Here is a 16,386-nt window from a genome sequence, read left to right on the forward strand (position 1 = left end):
CACCACAAGGCGCGAACATTATCGCCTGCAGCGGCATATCCAGCGCTTGCCGCGAGTGTATTTACTTGCGCAGCTCCGGCCAAGAACTCGTTGAAGTACCCCAGGAAACGAAAAAACCCGGCCGTTTGGGGCCGGGTTTCGAAATAGAACGACATCGCCAATCAGAGCTGCGCCATGACCTCATCAGTGGCTTCAAAATTTGTTGTGACGCGCTGAACGTCGTCATCGTCCTCCAAAGCATCGACCAGCTTCATCAGGCGCTGCATGTCTTCCAGTCCCAGCTCGGTCGTGGTTGTAGGTTTCCAGACCAGCTTGGTGGATTCGGTTTCCCCCAATGCTGCCTCCAAGGCGTTGGAAACATCGTTCAGGTCAGTATCGGCACACCAGATGATATGGCCGTCTTCCGAGCTTTCGACGTCTTCCGCGCCCGCCTCGATTGCGGCTTCAAAGATGGTGTCTGCATCGCCGGCGGACGCGGGATAAACTACCTCGCCCTTGCGTTCGAACATGAACCCGACCGAGCCGGTCTCACCCAGATTGCCGCCGTTCTTGGAAAAGGTCGAGCGCACGGTCGAAGCCGTTCGGTTGCGGTTGTCGGTCATCGTTTCGACAATCACGGCAACGCCATTGGGGCCATAACCTTCATAGCGGATTTCTTCGTAATCATCCCCTTCACCGGCAACCGATTTCTTGATCGCACGGTCGATTACGTCCTTGGGGACCGAGTTCGACTTGGCTTCTTTCACCGCAAGACGCAGGCGCGGGTTCTTGTCGGGATCGGGGTCGCCCATCTTGGCGGCCACGGTGATCTCTTTCGACAATTTTGAAAACAGCTTGGACCGCGCGGCGTCCTGACGTCCCTTGCGGTGCTGGATGTTGGCCCATTTAGAGTGGCCTGCCATGGTGCGTCCTCGTGATAGTGATTGCGTATTTGGCGCTCATATAGACGTTTGCGGGGCATGGGATCAAGAGAGCGACTTGCGAAGGCCCTGACGGCAGGTATGGTGGCGGCATGACGACAGACCAGATTGTTCTTTTCGCGCTTTTCATTGCTGTTTTCGGAATGCTTCTATGGGGCCGGTTTCGCTATGATCTCGTGGCGTTTACCGCACTGTTGATTGGCGTTGTTCTCGGTGTTGTGCCCGTTGACAATGCCTTTGCCGGGTTTGGCCATCCCGCGACCATCATCGTCGCGCTGGTTCTGGTCGTATCGGCCGGTCTGGTCCGGTCGGGCGCCGTGTTCCTGATCACACGCACGCTGGTCGATGCATCGCGCGGCCTGGGTGCCCACATCGCGTTGATGGGCGGGATCGGGGCGATACTGTCGGCTTTCATGAACAACGTGGCGGCATTGGCACTGCTTATGCCAGTGGACATCCAGACCGCGCGAAAAGCCGGGCGTTCGGTCGGATTGAGCCTGATGCCGCTGAGCTTTGCCACCATTCTTGGCGGCATGGCAACGCTGATCGGGACGCCACCCAATATCATCATTGCCTCGATCCGGGCCGAAACACTGGGCGAGCCGTTTCGCATGTTCGATTTCGCCCCCGTCGGTGGCCTGGCTGCGATCGCCGGCCTTGCTTTTGTTGCACTGGTCGGCTGGCGGCTGATCCCCAACCGAGGGCCGCAGGAAGAAACATCGGAGGCTTTGGCCGAGTACATTGCCGAGCTGACCATTCCGGCGGACTCGGCCCATATCGGCAAGCGCGTCAGCGAGTTGTACGAGGCGGCCGAGAAATCGGACGTGGCCATCATCGGACTGATCCGGGACGGGAAGCGACGCTATGGCCGATCGGCGCACGCGACGCTTCACGAAGGCGATGCGCTGGTGCTGGAAGCGCGCCCCGAAGCGTTGGACGAGTTTCGCGCGGCCCTGAACCTGGATTTTTCCGACACACGCCGTCAGGAACTGCTGACCGCTGCAGGTGAAGGGCTGGAAGTGATCGAGGTCGTGGTTCCCGAAAGCGCCCGCATCAATGGCCGCACCGCACAAGGAATAGGCCTTGCCTGGCGGCAGAGCACCGTTCTTATGGGAATATCCCGCCAAGGTCGAAGAATTACCCAGCAAGTGCGCAAGACCGAGGTCGAACCTGGCGATATTCTGCTGCTGCTTTGCCCGCGCGACCGGGGGCCGGACGTCACCGAATGGCTGCGATGTCTGCCGCTGGCAGAACGCGGGTTGAGTGTGACTGCGAACGACAAGGCGTGGCTGGCCATTGGCCTGTTTGCCGCTGCCGTTCTGGCGGCAAGCGTCGGACTGATCTACCTGCCGATTGCACTTGGCCTGGTTGTCGTCGCATATGTACTGACCAAAATCCTGCCCATTGCCGATATCTACAACCATATCGAGTGGCCGGTCGTTGTGCTGTTGGGCTCGATGATTCCTCTGGGCAGCGCGCTGGAAACTTCTGGCGGTACGGAACTGATTGCCAACGGGTTGATTCAACTGACCAACGGCCTGCCGGCCTGGGCAATCCTGACCGTTCTGATGGTTGTCACGATGACCTTGTCGGATGTGCTGAACAACACGGCCACGGCCATTGTCGCGGCACCGGTCGGCATACAGATGGCACGCACGCTCGAAGTCTCGCCTGATCCGTTCCTGATGACCGTGGCCGTCGCCGCCTCTGCCGCGTTCCTCACACCCATCGGGCATAAGAACAATACGCTTGTGCTGGGTCCCGGCGGTTACCGGTTTGGGGACTACTGGCGTATGGGTCTGCCGCTTGAAGCTCTGATCATTGCCGTTTCCATTCCCGCGATCCTTGTCTTCTGGCCGCTTTGACGGGTAAAGGCATCGCATGAAACGCTTTTTGATCCTGCAGTTGCGCCCGGAAACCGATGCGTCGGACGCCGAATTCGCATCGATCCTGAACCGCAGCGACCTGTCGCCCGAGCATGCCCACCGCATTCGGCTGGATTGCGAGGATCTGCCTGAGGGGCTGGATGTCACGGATTATGCTGGTGTCATTGTTGGCGGGGGTCCGGGTTGTGTCAGTGACGATCCGGCAACGAAATCGTCTTTGGATGCGCGGATCGAAGCTGCCATCATGGGGCTGATGCCTCAGATCACCGCGCAGGATCATCCCTTTATGGGGTGCTGCTATGGGTTGGGTATCCTGGCGGCGCATCTGGGCGGAGAGGTCAGCAAGGATCAGTATGGAGAACCGGTCGGGCCTTCGACCTGCCACCTGACCGAAGACGGCTCACGGGATCCGCTGACCGCAGGCCTGCACTCCGAATTCGACGCCTTTGTGGGGCACAAGGAGGCCGTGCAGAAACTGCCTGACGGCTGCGTGCATCTGGTGGCCTCGGCGCCTTGTCCGATTCAGATGATCCGCTGGGGTCAGAATGTCTACGCGACGCAGTTCCACCCGGAAGCGGACGCGCGGGATTTCGAGCAACGCATCAACATCTACAAGGATCACGGATACTTCCCGCCCGAGAATGCCCAGCGATTGATCGAGATCTGCCACGCGGCCGACGTCACGCAACCCGGTGAAATCCTGCGGCGGTTCGTCCAGCGATACGGGTGACCCAACGGCGAGGTTGCCTGATCCGTTGCCCCTCGCATAGGTTGATCCGAACGGCTTTGGGAGGAGTTGTTCTTGGATCTGCTTATCAATGTAGGCCTGCCACTGTCGCTGGCCATCATCATGTTATCGCTGGGGATCGGGCTTGAGGTAGCTGACTTCAGGCGCGTCCTGGCCCGTCGCCATGCCTTTGCCATCGGCGCTTTTTGCCAGGTGCTGATACTTCCTGTCGCGGCCTTCGTCACGGTCATGCTGTTGGCCCTGCCGCCAGAGATCGCCGTTGGTTTCATGCTGCTCAGCTTTTGCCCCGGCGGCGTGACCAGCAACATTCTGTCCAAGCTGGCCAAAGCCGATGTGGCCTTGTCTGTCAGTCTGACGGCTGTCATCAGCCTGCTGTCTATCCTGACCGTTCCGATCCTTGCGGCTTGGTCCATATCATACTTCATGGGTGAAGCAGCGCCGAAAGTCTCCATCAGCGGTCTGGCCATTGCCCTTTTTCTGATCACAACTCTGCCCGTTGCCACTGGTGTCTGCATTCGCCGTTTCGCGCGCGGGTTCGCTGATCGAATTGACGGCCCCTTGTCGAAAGCCGCCACTGTATTATTCGTTCTGATCGTGCTGGCTGCATTGGCCGGGAACTGGCAACTGTTTACCGACAATCTTGCCGTGATGGGCACTGGCTTGATTTCATTGAATGTGGCTTTGTTGCTAATTGGGTTGGGTCTGGCACGCGCCGCAAATCTGTCATGGGACGAGAGTAAGACGATCTCGATCGAAACCGGCATCCAGAACTCGACGATGGGCATCACGCTGGCCGCATTGATCACCGGCACAGAAAGCGGGTTTAGCCCACTGGCGCTGCCCGCCGCCGTGTATGGCATTACGATGTACGCTGTCGTCGTTCCGTTTATCGTCTGGTTCCGTTCCCGCTGAAAGGACGCCACATGACCAACAACACTGCTGATGCAATCGTCGTCGGGTGCGGACTTGCTGGCCTGGCCGCCGCTGCCGAGTTGGGTGATCGCGGCAAAAAGGTGATCGTTCTGGATCAGGAGCCGGAACACTTTCTGGGCGGGCAAGCGTTCTGGAGCCTCGGCGGGCTGTTCATGGTCGACACGCCCGAGCAACGCCGGATGGGCATCCGCGACAGCCACGATCTTGCCCTGCGTGACTGGATGGGCAGCGCGCAGTTTCACCGGGACGAAGACGCGTGGCCCCGCAAGTGGGCCGAGGCCTATGTTGAATTCGCCGCTGGTGAGATGCGCCCCTGGCTGCACGGCATGGGACTGCGCTGGTTCCCGGTTGTCGGCTGGGCCGAGCGGGGCGGATCTTTTGCGGACGGTCACGGCAACTCGGTGCCGCGGTTTCACATCACCTGGGGCACCGGACCGGGTGTGTTGGAGCATTTCATCCGCCGAGTCCGTGAGCACATCAGTGCCGGTCTGATTGAACTGAAATTCCGCCATCAGGTAAGCCACATCATCATGCAAAACGGCAGCGCCAAAGGTGTGTCAGGAGAAGTTTTGGCCGAAGACACGGCTCAGCGCGGAGGAAAGACCAACCGGGATGAGGTTGGCGAGTTTGAGGTCTATGCACCTTCTGTCATCGTTACATCTGGCGGCATCGGCGGCAATTTCGAAATGGTTCGCAAGAACTGGCCGCGCGACCGGCTGGGAGAACCGCCGCAGGACATGGTTGCGGGCGTCCCGTTCCACGTCGACGGCCGAATGATCCCGATCAGCGAAAAGGCTGGCGGACATGTGATCAACGGCGACCGGATGTGGCACTACACCGAGGGCGTGCGGAATTGGGACCCGATCTGGCCTTTGCATGGCATTCGCATTCTTCCGGGGCCCAGCTCGATGTGGTTCGATGCAGAAGGCAACAGGCTGGCACCGCCCTGCCTGCCGGGGTTTGACACGCTCGGTACGCTGCGCGAAATTCTGAAAACCGGGTATGAATACAGCTGGTTCGTCCTGACGCAGAAAGTGATCAAGAAGGAGTTTGCGCTCTCGGGTTCCGAACAGAACCCCGATTTCACGTCGGGCAGCTGGAAAGAGGTGATCCGCCAACGTATTCTCTCGGGCGCAAAGGCAACAGCTCCGGTTGAGGCCTTCAAGGAAAAAGGTGAGGATTTCGTCGTTGCCAATACGTTGACCGAGTTGGTCAACGGCATGAACCATCTTGGCGACGGGTTGATAAACGAGGCGCACCTGCGCGCCCAGATCGAAGCGCGGGATTCGCAAGTGGACAATCCATTTTCGAAAGACGCGCAGATGATGGCTATCCTTGCTGCGCGCAACTATCGCGGGGACAAACTGATCCGTACCGCCAAGCCGCACAAGTTCCTGGATCCCTCAAACGGGCCGCTGATCGCGGTCAAGCTGCACGTCCTGACTCGCAAGACTTTGGGCGGCCTTCAAACCAATTTGGACAGTCAGATGATCGGATCGGATGGGCAGGTTGTCCCGGGCTTGTTTGCCGCCGGAGAAGTCGCGGGTTTCGGCGGTGGTGGTTATCACGGCTACAACGCGCTGGAAGGCACGTTTCTGGGCGGATGCATATTCTCCGGGCGCAATGCGGGACGGTCTCGGGCGATCGCCTGACGGCCCTGCTCTATTGCGGGCGGACGAATTTCAACGTCGGTTCACCCGCGCTGTCCAGCATCACCAGGCTGTCGCCAGCGACCGCATAGGTTGCAACGCCCTGCAGCGCATCAAAAAACGCGCGCTCGATCTCTTCCAGTTCCGGAGGGCACGCCATCAGGGTCGCGGCGATATTATCCGGGAAATCCAGACTGTTGCCTGAAATCTCTGCCTGACCGGTAAACCGATTGCAGCCGCCGCTGCCACCAAACGCCCCGCCGGTTTCGAATGCAATCTCAGGGCGGCGTTCACTGTCGAGCGCTTCGCCATTCAACCCGATGGCGATCCATTTCGTATTCTCGAGCATCGCGGCGCCCTGACTTCCCGCTTGAACCAACACGAGATCTGATGAGTTGCCCTCGCCATTGGTCAACACTGGATAGGCGGTATCCGTAGTGAACAACAATCTGTCCCCGTCGTAGATCGACCCTTGGACCACATAGATCATTCCGTCCTGAATCAGATCCTCGTCATATGTCAGCTTAAACTCAGCAGGCACTGCGTTCAGCGCATAGCGCTGAGCGGCCAAGGTCACCGCAGCAGCATCGGCGCGAGAGATGTCCTGCAGCTCTACATACAGCGTTGCTTCGGGCGGAAGCGCAATCCGTTCCCGGTACGTCGCAGTTCCAGTCACGGTTCCGGCCGAGCTGATGCTGCCCAGAAGGGTCAAAATAATTGCACCGGCCACAATGGCCGTACCGATCCTTGGAAAAGACATCGTCCCGTCCTTCTTTCAAGAGCTTTGAAGAAAAGATCGGTTCTGGATAAGCGTTTACAAGACCATTGCCACTTTTTCGGCGGTTCTGCGCCGGTTCTACAAAGGCCAGATGAGGGGGATCAGCAGCGACGCCAGTAGCCCAACGGTCAGGTTCAGCGGCACGCCGACCCGCAAAAAGTCGGTGAACCTGTACCCGCCCGGACCATAGACCATCATGTTGGTCTGATACCCGATGGGTGTGGCGAAAGAGGCAGAAGCCGCGACCATCACCGCCACCACAAGCGGGCGTGAATCTATGCCGACCGCCTGCGCCAACCCGATAGCAATAGGCGTAACCACGACAGCCACGGCGTTGTTCGAAACCAGCTCGGTCAACACTGACGTCAGCAAATAAACCGCCCAGATGATCAGGAACGGAGGCAGCATTCCCAACCCGGGCGCCACGGCTTCGACAATCAGAGATACCGCGCCCGAGGCATCCAGCGCCGCCCCGATGGCGAGCATCGAAAAGATCAGCGCCAGCAGGCGGCCCTCGACAAAGGAAAAAGCCTCATCAGCATCAATGCAGCGGGTCAGCAGAACCACGGCTACCGCAAGGATCGACAGCAACAGGATCGGCGCCACGCCCAGCGCGGCCAGAACGACGATGCCGGTAAGCGCACCGATGGCGATCGGCGCGTGGCTGCGCCTGAAGGCGCGGGCCGAAGGTTGTGTGACATCCACCATATCCATATCAGCGGCCAGCTTCTGGATGTCGGCGGGCGAACCTTCGAGCAGCAGAGTATCGCCAACCCGAACCACCAGATCGTCCAGTTGCCGTCCGATATTCTGGTTCCGACGATGCACCGCCAGCACATAGACACCATAGCGGCGACGCAACCGCATCGCGCCCAACGTTCGTCCGACCATGCGGCAACCGGGAGTAATCAGGACCTCGACGGTCTTTGTTTCGACCGCCGAGACCTGATCGACGCGTTTCAGTTCCCGGTTGCTCTGAAGGCTCAGCAACTCGGTCATCTCGGTTCTCAGAACAACCCGGTCTCCGACGTTCAGCGTAACGCCTTTCAGGTTCCGCCGCAGCGATTCATCGCCCCGGATCACGTCGATCAGACGCACACCGGGTCGCTTGAAAAGTTGAACCCCAGTCACCTCGCGCCCGATCAGGTTGCTGTCGGGGGGGATCACAGCCTCGGTAAAGAACTTCATCTTGGACCGGTCGCTGAGCATAGAGGCCATGCTGTCCCGATCCGGCAAAAGGCGCGGTGCGACAAAGCGCAGGTAGATCATTCCATAGATCACCAGCGCGATTCCCAGAGGTGTGACTTCAAAAATCGTAAAGGCCTTCATGCCTTGCGCCCGCGCCACACCGTCGACCAGCAGGTTGGTCGAGGTGCCGATCAGCGTAAGCGTTCCACCTAAGATAGCGGCATAGCTGAGCGGAATCAGCAACTTGGACGCCGGCACGCCGAGAGTGCGTGCAATCTGAACAAAGACGGGGATCATCACAACGACGACGGGTGTATTCGACACCACCGCCGAAGCCAGGATAACGAATGCCATCAACAGACCTATGGCGATACGTGGGTTGACCTGAGCCTGTTTCTGCGCCGTCGAGGTGAACGCGTCCAGCGCACCGGTGCGAACCAATGCGCCCATAATGATGAACATGGCGCCGATGGTCCAAGGTGCAGGGTTGGACAACACGGCCAGCGCCTTCTGATATGGCAAAATACCCGTCACCAGCATCACGGCGACGCCCCCTATTGCCACCACTTCAGTCGGGTAAACTTCGCGCAGGAACATGACGAACATGCCCGCAACGATTACCAGCGCCAGAATTGCACTGCCCATATCTGTCAGTTGAAGGAATTGCATTCGTGGTATTCTGTCCGAACCCTAACCTGGCCAACGCGCCTGACGGGCAGTTTCTCGCATTGACAGGGGCAGAGCAAGCCTGACGTGCACTTCAGGGGCCTGCCTGTTGCAGCCGACCGCCCACGCGGACCATGTGAACGGACTTAGCCTGCCCGTCCCGGTCGTCCGTTTCAATGAATACACCGCTCAGTGTCGCCTCGCCGGCGGCGGGCGTGAACCGTGTCTTGGGCATGCCGGTGATAAAGCGGCGCATCGGCTCCACCTTGTCCATGCCGATGACCGAATCGTAATCGCCGCACATGCCCGCATCGGTCAGGTAAGCGGTGCCACCTGGTAAAATTTGCGCGTCCGCTGTCGGTACGTGGGTGTGCGTACCAACCACCAGGCTGACGCGCTTGTCGCAATAATGGCCCATCGCCATCTTTTCCGACGTTGCCTCGCAATGCATATCGACAATTACGGCTTGCGCCTGACCGCCACGCGGATGCGATTTCAGGATGGGTTCGACAGCCGAGAACGGATCGTCGAATGGGCGTTTCATGAACACCTGTCCCAACACCTGAACCACCAGCACCTTGCGACCGCCGGGCGCCGTATACAGGCGATACCCCCGACCCGGCGCACCCTTTGCAAAATTCACCGGGCGAATGATGCGCGGTTCATTCTCGATGAATTGCAGCATATCCTTCTGGTCGAACGCGTGATCGCCCAGTGTCAGGCAGTCGGCCCCGGCCGCCAGCAGCAGCTTGGCATGATCCCCGCTCAGACCCATTCCATTCGAGGCGTTCTCGCCATTGACCACAACGAAATCCAGCCGCCATTCTTCGCGCAAACGCGGCAGATGTTGCTGTATCGCGGCGCGACCTGCGCGCCCCATGACATCACCCAGAAAAAGTATTCTCATTCAATCTGTCCTAAGTGTGGTGTCGGACAAGCACAAGCGGTTAAGCTGCGGACATAACCTGTTGAAACGATTTCTCACGGAGGAATTTGATGCACCGTTTTCTTCTGACAACTGTCGCTGTCGTGACGCTTGCCGCCTGCGAGCAAGCCCCGTCTTCGGGCGATACGGCTCAACTGGCTAACCCGGCGGCTACATTTTGCGCAGACAGCGGCCATCGTTACGAGATCCGAGACGGTGCAGATGGCCAGACAGGCGTGTGCATTCTGTCAGACGGGCGCGAGGTCGATACCTGGGACTACTTCCGCGAGAATCACACGGGCTGACGGTCACGACCGGAACGTCAGCACCCGGCTTTCGGTAATGACCATATCCAAAGGCTGATCCGTCGGCTCCAACGGCAGTCCTTCGGCCTCCTGAGCGTCAAAGGCAAATCCGATGGCAAGCGTCGGACGCCTGGCGCGCAATCCTTGCAGCGTGCGGTCGTAGAACCCGCCGCCATATCCCAACCTGCCGCCCTGCGCATCGAAAGCAACCAGTGGGACGATCAGGATTTCAGGATCGAAATAGTCGTCAATTTCCGGCACCCTGGCCCCAAACGGCCCGTCTTTCAGCGCGCCTTCGGGGGTCCAGCGGGAAAACCGGAGCGGCTGCCCGGCGGCCTGAATCACCGGCACTCCGACAGGACCATAGGCCGAGGCCTCGGCCATCGCCGGCAGTGGGTCGATTTCCGTGCGGATGGGCATGTAGCCGGACAGGGGCACGCCCCTGTGACCAGCCAGAACTTCGGACAGCCGCCCTGCAGCGCCAGGCAGGCGCGCATCGAATGCAGCTTTGCGGCGGGCAAAAGCAGCCTTTCGCGCGACAGCTTTGATTTCGGTCAGATCAGTTGTTTCGGTCACAAAAGCACCACGCTGGCAAGGCCAAGGAATATGAAGAACCCCATGACATCCGTCGTGGTTGTCACGAAAGTTCCCGATGCCAGCGCCGGGTCCACACCCAGACGATCCAGCACCACCGGTACTACCGTACCCACGAAGCCGGCGATGATCATATTCACGACCAAGGCTGAACCGATCACGACACCGAGCATCGGAGAGTCGAACCACATCATCCCCACGGTCCCCAACACGATCGCGAAACACAGCCCGTTGAGCAGGCCGACCAGCAACTCGCGCCGGATCACCCGCGCCACGTTCGAGCCCGTAAGGTCGCGTGTCGCCAGCGCGCGCACGGCCACAGTCAGGGATTGCGTTCCGGCATTCCCCCCCATTGAGGCGACTATCGGCATCAGAATAGCCAGCGCCACCAGCTGATCGATCGCCGCCTCGAATTGCGAGATCACCAGCGAGGCACAGATGGCCGTACACAGGTTCACTGCCAGCCATGGCAGTCGCCGCTTACTGGTGGCGGCCACACTGTCCGAGATCGAGCTTTCGTCGCTGACACCCGCCAGGCGCAGCATGTCTTCTTCATACTCTTCATCCAGAACGACCATCGCGTCATCGATGGTGATGACACCGACCAACCGCCCGTCTGCATCCACCACCGGGGCCGAGATCAGGTGGTACTGGTTGAAGGCATAAGCCACATCTTCTTCGTCCTGATCGACCGGAATGATGTGCAGTTCCTCATCGGTGATATCCCTCAGCAAAACTTCGCGCCGCGTCGCCATCAGCTTGCCCAGCGTCACCTGCGCCACGGGTTTCAGCCGCGGGTCGACCAGAATGACGTAATAGAACTGCTCGGGCAGGTCATCATTGGCGCGCATGAAGTCGATGGCCTGACCGACGGTCCAGTGGTCCGGTGCCATGACCACTTCGCGCTGCATCAGACGACCGGCCGAGTTTTCCGGGTATGACAGCGCCTGTTCAGCGGCAATACGCTCGGAATCCTCCAGTGCGCCCAGAATGGTTTCCTGCTGTGGTTCCTCCAGATCCTCCAGCAGGTCGACGACATCGTCGCTTTCCATGTCGCGGACCGCTTCGGCCAGAACGTCCGGCTTCAGTACGCCGATCACCTCTTCCCGTACTGCCTCGTCCAGCTCCGACAGGATGTCGCCGTCGAATTCCTTGTCATACAGGCGGATCAGGCGCGCCCGGTCATAGGGATTGATCTGTTCAAGAAGGTCAGCGATGTCAGCCGGGTGCAGTGGCTCCATCAACTCGATCAGCTTGTCGCGATCATCCACGTCCACCGCGTAGAGAATTGCCGCAACCGTCCGGCGGTCCAACGCATAGGCGTCCTCGTCATGGGGCTGGTCGGGTTTGACCTCGTCATTGCCTGTCGTCATGCGCTGCCCCCTTTTTTCGGCGATTGGCCCTTAAATAGAAGAAGCAGCTACCGGAAAACAATGACAATGCTCCGATTTACCCGCATCTTTCGCCCCCTTATGCTGATGGGCGGTTCAAAAAGGGCGGAGAACAGAACTCATGGCGCAAAAGACGCTGTTGAAAGGACGCGTGCTGACTTTCACCGGCTCACCATTCGATGGTGAACCGATCGAAGCCACCAAGATCAGCGAAGCGGTCCTTATCGAGGATGCACATATTTCTGCTGTGGGCTCGGCAGCGGACCTGTCTGCCGCGCATCCCGAAGCGCAGGTGAAAAACTATGGCGATCAACTGATCATGGCTGGTTTCATCGACCCGCATGTTCACTATCCGCAGACCGCCATGATCGCCAGTTGGGGAAAGCGCCTGATTGACTGGCTGAACACTTATACATTTCCCGAGGAGATGAAGTTCGACGCGCCGGAATACGCGTCCGAGATTGCCAACCGCTACCTGGACCTCACTACGGCCCATGGTACCACGACCATGTGCAGTTTCTGCACCATTCACCCCGAAAGCGTAGACGCCTTTTTCCAAGCGGCGCAGGAACGCGGGCAGCGTGTGGTAGCGGGAAAAACCTGCATGGACCGCAATGCGCCCGAAGGGCTGCGGGACACGGCCCAGACGGGATATGATCAATCCAAAGCCTTGTTGGAGAAATGGCATAGGGTGGGTCGAATCTCTTATGCGATCACACCGCGGTTCTCGCCCACGTCAACGCCCGAACAGCTTGAAGCCATGGGCGCGTTGTGGGCTGAAAACCCGGACTGCCTGATGCAAACTCACCTGAGTGAGCAAACCGACGAAATTGAGTGGGTAAAGTCCCTGTTTCCAGATGCACGGGATTACCTTGAGACTTATGAGAAGTTTGGCCTGTTGGGAGGACGGGGTCTGTACGGCCATGTCATCCATCTGGAACCCAGGGAACGCGACCGGCTGCGCGAAGTGGACGCCGCGCTTATTCACTGTCCGACATCGAACACCTTTATCGGTTCTGGTCTGTTCGACATGAACGGGCTCATCCGCGATGGGCATCGGGTCGGTTTGGCCACAGATACAGGCGGCGGTTCAAGCTTTTCGATGTTGCGGACCATGGCGGCGGCCTATGAAATCGGCCAGTTGCGCGGCCGTCCTCTGCATCCAGCGCAACTGCTGTGGCTCGGGACCGTTGGATCAGCCCGAACGCTGCGGATGGACGACAGCATCGGCAACGTCGCACCGGGAATGGAGGCCGATCTTGTTGTTCTAGACCTCGCCTCAACCCCGGCCATAGCGCAGCGCGAAGCCAATGCAGACGATCTGTGGGAGGCCATTTTCCCCACTATCATGATGGGCGACGACCGCGCCGTCGCCGATGTGTGGATCGCGGGAAAGCCCGCGACACACTAAACCTCATCCCTGCAAGGCGCGAACCAACTTGTTTTGCCGTTCGATCACACGGGGCAAATCCAGTGTGGTAATCTGACCATCGCGGACGATTTGCCGACCCTCGACAAACAGATGTTTGACCTTTGGTGGACCGGCCAGCAACAGTGCGGCCGGGTCCCAGCTGCCGGCACTTTCGATGCTGCCGGCGTCCCAGATCGCGATGTCTGCGCGTTTTCCCGGCATCAGGCGCCCACAATCCGGCCGGTTCAAGACGTCGGCCCCGCCTCGGGTCGCGATCTCAAGCGCCTCACGGGCGGACATTGCGTCGGCACCGTTGATGACGCGCTGTAACAACATGGTCTGGCGCGCCTCGACAAACAGGCTGCCATTGTCGTTGCTGGCCGATCCGTCTGCACCCAATCCAACCTTAACGCCCTTATCCCGCATCGCCCGGACCGGAGCGATACCCGACCCCAACCGACAATTCGAGCAAGGGCAATGGGCCACACCCGTACCGGTGCGGGCGAAAAGGTCGATCTCGCCACTGTCCAACTTCACACAATGGGCGTGCCAGACGTCGGACCCGGTCCACCCCAGATCCTCGGCATACTGTCCGGGACGACATCCGAATTGCGCTTGAGAATAGGCTATATCCTCATCATTTTCGGCCAAATGCGTGTGCAACATCACACCCTTGTCCCGCGCCAGCAGGGCAGTATCCCGCATTAGCTCTCGACTTACCGAAAACGGAGAGCATGGCGCCAGACCCACCCGGCACATGGCGCCCTCAGATGGATCATGAAAGGCATCCACAGCCCGGATCATATCTTCGAGAATAGAACGCTCGGTTTCGACCAACCCGTCCGGCGGCAACCCTCCATCGCTTTCACCGATACTCATCGCGCCTCGTGTGGGGTGGAACCGCAAACCCAACTCTGCCGCCGCCGAAATCGTATCTTCCAGACGCGCGCCGTTGGGATACAGGTACAGGTGATCGGAACTGAGCGTGCATCCGGACAATGCCAGCTCGGCCAATCCGATCTGCGCGGACACGAACATCTCTTCCGGGCCGAACCGGGCCCAGATCGGGTACAGCGTTTTCAGCCAGCCAAACAACAGCGCATCCTGTCCGCCGGGTACCGCACGGGTCAACGTCTGATAGAGATGGTGATGGGTATTGACCAATCCGGGCGTGACGACGCAGCCTTTGGCGCTATGCACCTCTCCGGTTGTCGCCAACCCGTGGCCTATCTGGACAATCTGACCGTCACGTATCAACAGATCGGCACCGGTCAATTCCCGGCGGGTTTCGTCCATTGTCAGGACCGAATCGGCGTCTTGGATCAAAATTTCCGGCATATCGCGCACTCCTGCATTTGCCCGCCTCATGCAAAGGAGTGTCGGCTGGTGGAAAACGGGCTCAAGAACCAGCCGTAGCGATGATAACCCGGGCCGCAAGACGCGGCAACCGGGTTCAATAGGCGCGCAAAACCTCCAAGGCTGCGGCATGTATCTCGGGATTGGCCGCGGCCAGCACCCGACCGCCGTCATGCGCAGGATGACCTTGCCAGTCGGTGACGACCCCGCCTGCGGCCTGAATCAATGCGATCGGTGCCTGAATGTCATAAGCGTTCAAACCCGCTTCGATCACCAGATCAACCTGCCCCGCGGCCAGCAAAGCGTAAGCATAACAATCCATACCGTATCGGGTGAGTTTGGCGCGACGGGACACGGCCCGAAACGCCTCGCCCTCTGCCGCTGTGCCGACTTCCGGGAAAGTAGTGAAGACAATTGCCTGATCCAACGAACCGGTCGCGCGGGTTTTCAGGTCGGTCTTGCCGGTCGGTCCATGAACGAATGCCTGCCCCTCACCGCCTATGAACCGTTCTCCGATATAAGGTTGGTCGATCACGCCCAAAAAAGGGCCGTCTTCGGCGCTTAGGGCAATCAGGACGCCCCAGGTTGGTGTGCCGCTGATGAAACCACGCGTTCCGTCAATCGGATCAAGCACCCAGGTCCGCCCGCTGGTGCCCGCGCTTTGACCAAATTCTTCGCCCAGAATCCCATCTTCGGGCCGGTGCATGGCCAGAACGGCACGCATCGCCTGTTCTGCCTCGCGGTCGGCAACGGTGACGGGATCGAACCCCGCATCCAGTTTATTGTCGGTTTTCAGGTCGGACTGGCGGAAAAACGGAAGAATGGCCGCACGCGCTGCGTCGGCCATTTCTTCGGCAATCTCTAGATCGCTGAGAGGAGAGTTTCGCATGCGCTACCCGTGCGATGGCGCAACCCCAAAGTCAAGATGATCGTCTCAGGCAACGTCACTCAGAACACGCGCCAATTCAAAAAGACGACGACGCTGGTTTTCCGGGATCGAATAATAGGACCGCACCAGATCAAGCGCCTCTTTGTCCCCCATCAGATCGGCCGGCACCGAACTCTTTTCGGATTCGTCCTTTTGAACTTCTTCAAGCCCCTCAAAGAAAAAGCTGACGGGAACCTCCAACGCCTCGGCAATGTCCCAAAGACGCGAAGCACTTATCCGGTTGGCACCCGTTTCATACTTTTGAATCTGTTGAAATTTTATACCAACTTGCTGCGCCAGCTGCTGCTGGGTCATGCCAATCAGCCAGCGGCGATGTCGGACGCGCTTGCCCACATGGACATCGACGTGATGGGTCATTGGTATTCTCCTCTGTTACACAAACAACCGACCGGGATAAAACGACAGCAGCCATCACCGCAAAACTAGCGGGTTGCTGCTTAAGAACTCCCTAATCCGGAACAGGCCCCCAGACCGGCACTACCCAACCAATATTGCCGCATTCGAATTTTTTTTCAAGCAGGTTGAATTCACAACCACGAATAGTTGTTTACGGTTGTACCCTTCTGGCACCCGGCTGATAGGACCCAATGTCGCAGCCGGGGCAGGCCGTCTCGAAATCATCATTCGCGGCTTGCCTTTGGAATTGACAACAGCTCGCCCGCGCCCATCAATGCGCCGAAACCGGAG

At 59.2% G+C, this 16,386-nt stretch carries 15 protein-coding genes; 6 read left to right on the forward strand and 9 right to left on the reverse strand.

The features are described from left to right. Nucleotides 1-161: 161 nt before the first annotated feature. Entirely contained in the window at nt 162-902 is a 741-nt protein-coding gene (locus tag AC2TEL_RS10720; protein ID WP_480843773.1) for a YebC/PmpR family DNA-binding transcriptional regulator, read from the reverse strand. 110 nt (nt 903-1,012) lie between these two features. Between AC2TEL_RS10720 and AC2TEL_RS10725 the strand changes: the two genes are divergently transcribed. The 4 genes from AC2TEL_RS10725 (at nt 1,013) to AC2TEL_RS10740 (ending at nt 6,139) form a co-directional block, all read left to right on the forward strand. Next, nucleotides 1,013-2,785 (forward strand): SLC13 family permease, encoded by a 1,773-nt coding sequence (locus AC2TEL_RS10725; protein ID WP_480903778.1) that lies wholly within the window; start codon nt 1,013-1,015, stop codon nt 2,783-2,785. Nucleotides 2,786-2,801: 16 nt separating this feature from the next. Beyond that, nucleotides 2,802-3,536: a glutamine amidotransferase gene (locus AC2TEL_RS10730; RefSeq protein ID WP_480903781.1), complete on the forward strand. Its 735-nt coding sequence runs from the start codon at nt 2,802-2,804 to the stop codon at nt 3,534-3,536. Nucleotides 3,537-3,608: 72 nt separating this feature from the next. Then, a complete protein-coding gene (locus AC2TEL_RS10735) occupies nt 3,609-4,466 on the forward strand; it encodes a bile acid:sodium symporter family protein (protein WP_480903784.1) in 858 nt (285 codons plus the stop codon). 11 nt (nt 4,467-4,477) lie between these two features. Next, a complete protein-coding gene (locus tag AC2TEL_RS10740; protein WP_480903787.1) occupies nt 4,478-6,139 on the forward strand; it encodes an FAD-binding dehydrogenase in 1,662 nt (553 codons plus the stop codon). Between the two features lie 10 nt (nt 6,140-6,149). On the opposite strand, the gene AC2TEL_RS10745 is transcribed toward AC2TEL_RS10740, so the two are convergent. From AC2TEL_RS10745 to AC2TEL_RS10755, 3 genes are all read right to left on the reverse strand, one after another. Next, complete coding sequence (locus AC2TEL_RS10745; protein WP_480903790.1) at nt 6,150-6,896, reverse strand: YbaY family lipoprotein; 747 nt, start codon at nt 6,894-6,896, stop codon at nt 6,150-6,152. A gap of 96 nt (nt 6,897-6,992) precedes the next feature. Beyond that, a complete protein-coding gene (locus AC2TEL_RS10750; RefSeq protein WP_480903793.1) occupies nt 6,993-8,771 on the reverse strand; it encodes an SLC13 family permease in 1,779 nt (592 codons plus the stop codon). A 91-nt stretch (nt 8,772-8,862) separates the two neighbouring features. Next, nucleotides 8,863-9,675: a TIGR00282 family metallophosphoesterase gene (locus tag AC2TEL_RS10755; RefSeq protein ID WP_480903796.1), complete on the reverse strand. Its 813-nt coding sequence runs from the start codon at nt 9,673-9,675 to the stop codon at nt 8,863-8,865. Between the two features lie 89 nt (nt 9,676-9,764). Here AC2TEL_RS10755 and AC2TEL_RS10760 point away from each other — a divergent pair, with 89 nt between their 5' ends. Continuing rightward, entirely contained in the window at nt 9,765-9,998 is a 234-nt protein-coding gene (locus AC2TEL_RS10760; RefSeq protein ID WP_480903798.1) for a putative hemolysin, read from the forward strand. Between the two features lie 3 nt (nt 9,999-10,001). Here the strand turns inward: AC2TEL_RS10760 and AC2TEL_RS10765 are convergent, their stop codons facing one another. After that, a complete protein-coding gene (locus tag AC2TEL_RS10765; protein WP_480903801.1) occupies nt 10,002-10,574 on the reverse strand; it encodes a 5-formyltetrahydrofolate cyclo-ligase in 573 nt (190 codons plus the stop codon). Beyond that, nucleotides 10,571-11,965 (reverse strand): magnesium transporter, encoded by a 1,395-nt coding sequence (mgtE, locus tag AC2TEL_RS10770; RefSeq protein WP_480843783.1) that lies wholly within the window; start codon nt 11,963-11,965, stop codon nt 10,571-10,573. Before mgtE ends, AC2TEL_RS10765 begins: the two co-directional genes overlap by 4 nt. Before the next feature lie 139 nt (nt 11,966-12,104). On the opposite strand from mgtE, the gene guaD reads away from it, so the two are divergent. Continuing rightward, the gene (gene guaD, locus AC2TEL_RS10775) at nt 12,105-13,394 is read left to right on the forward strand and encodes a guanine deaminase (protein ID WP_480903804.1); all 1,290 of its coding nucleotides are present in this window, start codon (nt 12,105-12,107) and stop codon (nt 13,392-13,394) included. A gap of 3 nt (nt 13,395-13,397) precedes the next feature. Here the strand turns inward: guaD and AC2TEL_RS10780 are convergent, their stop codons facing one another. The 3 genes from AC2TEL_RS10780 to AC2TEL_RS10790 all read right to left on the reverse strand — a co-directional run bounded on the left by AC2TEL_RS10780 (nt 13,398) and on the right by AC2TEL_RS10790 (nt 16,056). Continuing rightward, nucleotides 13,398-14,732 carry an 8-oxoguanine deaminase gene (locus AC2TEL_RS10780; protein ID WP_480903807.1) on the reverse strand — a complete coding sequence of 445 codons (1,335 nt, stop codon included), beginning with the start codon at nt 14,730-14,732 and terminating at the stop codon, nt 13,398-13,400. Nucleotides 14,733-14,847: 115 nt separating this feature from the next. Then, nucleotides 14,848-15,639 (reverse strand): histidinol-phosphatase, encoded by a 792-nt coding sequence (gene hisN, locus AC2TEL_RS10785; RefSeq protein ID WP_480843786.1) that lies wholly within the window; start codon nt 15,637-15,639, stop codon nt 14,848-14,850. A 45-nt stretch (nt 15,640-15,684) separates the two neighbouring features. Continuing rightward, complete coding sequence (locus AC2TEL_RS10790) at nt 15,685-16,056, reverse strand: helix-turn-helix domain-containing protein (protein WP_480843787.1); 372 nt, start codon at nt 16,054-16,056, stop codon at nt 15,685-15,687. Nucleotides 16,057-16,386: the final 330 nt, after the last annotated feature.

The sequence above is a fragment of the Ruegeria sp. HKCCD9138 genome (assembly GCF_057220975.1).

Bases quoted from the DNA above. Each gene is read 5' to 3' on its own strand.
- AC2TEL_RS10720 (WP_480843773.1), bottom strand. From the start codon at position 902: ATGGCAGGCCACTCTAAATGGGCCAACATCCAGCACCGCAAGGGACGT.
- AC2TEL_RS10725 (WP_480903778.1), top strand. From the start codon at position 1,013: ATGACGACAGACCAGATTGTTCTTTTCGCGCTTTTCATTGCTGTTTTC.
- AC2TEL_RS10730 (WP_480903781.1), top strand. From the start codon at position 2,802: ATGAAACGCTTTTTGATCCTGCAGTTGCGCCCGGAAACCGATGCGTCG.
- AC2TEL_RS10740 (WP_480903787.1), top strand. From the start codon at position 4,478: ATGACCAACAACACTGCTGATGCAATCGTCGTCGGGTGCGGACTTGCT.
- AC2TEL_RS10745 (WP_480903790.1), bottom strand. From the start codon at position 6,896: ATGTCTTTTCCAAGGATCGGTACGGCCATTGTGGCCGGTGCAATTATT.
- AC2TEL_RS10750 (WP_480903793.1), bottom strand. From the start codon at position 8,771: ATGCAATTCCTTCAACTGACAGATATGGGCAGTGCAATTCTGGCGCTG.
- AC2TEL_RS10755 (WP_480903796.1), bottom strand. From the start codon at position 9,675: ATGAGAATACTTTTTCTGGGTGATGTCATGGGGCGCGCAGGTCGCGCC.
- AC2TEL_RS10760 (WP_480903798.1), top strand. From the start codon at position 9,765: ATGCACCGTTTTCTTCTGACAACTGTCGCTGTCGTGACGCTTGCCGCC.
- mgtE (WP_480843783.1), bottom strand. From the start codon at position 11,965: ATGACGACAGGCAATGACGAGGTCAAACCCGACCAGCCCCATGACGAG.
- guaD (WP_480903804.1), top strand. From the start codon at position 12,105: ATGGCGCAAAAGACGCTGTTGAAAGGACGCGTGCTGACTTTCACCGGC.
- AC2TEL_RS10780 (WP_480903807.1), bottom strand. From the start codon at position 14,732: ATGCCGGAAATTTTGATCCAAGACGCCGATTCGGTCCTGACAATGGAC.
- hisN (WP_480843786.1), bottom strand. From the start codon at position 15,639: ATGCGAAACTCTCCTCTCAGCGATCTAGAGATTGCCGAAGAAATGGCC.
- AC2TEL_RS10790 (WP_480843787.1), bottom strand. From the start codon at position 16,056: ATGACCCATCACGTCGATGTCCATGTGGGCAAGCGCGTCCGACATCGC.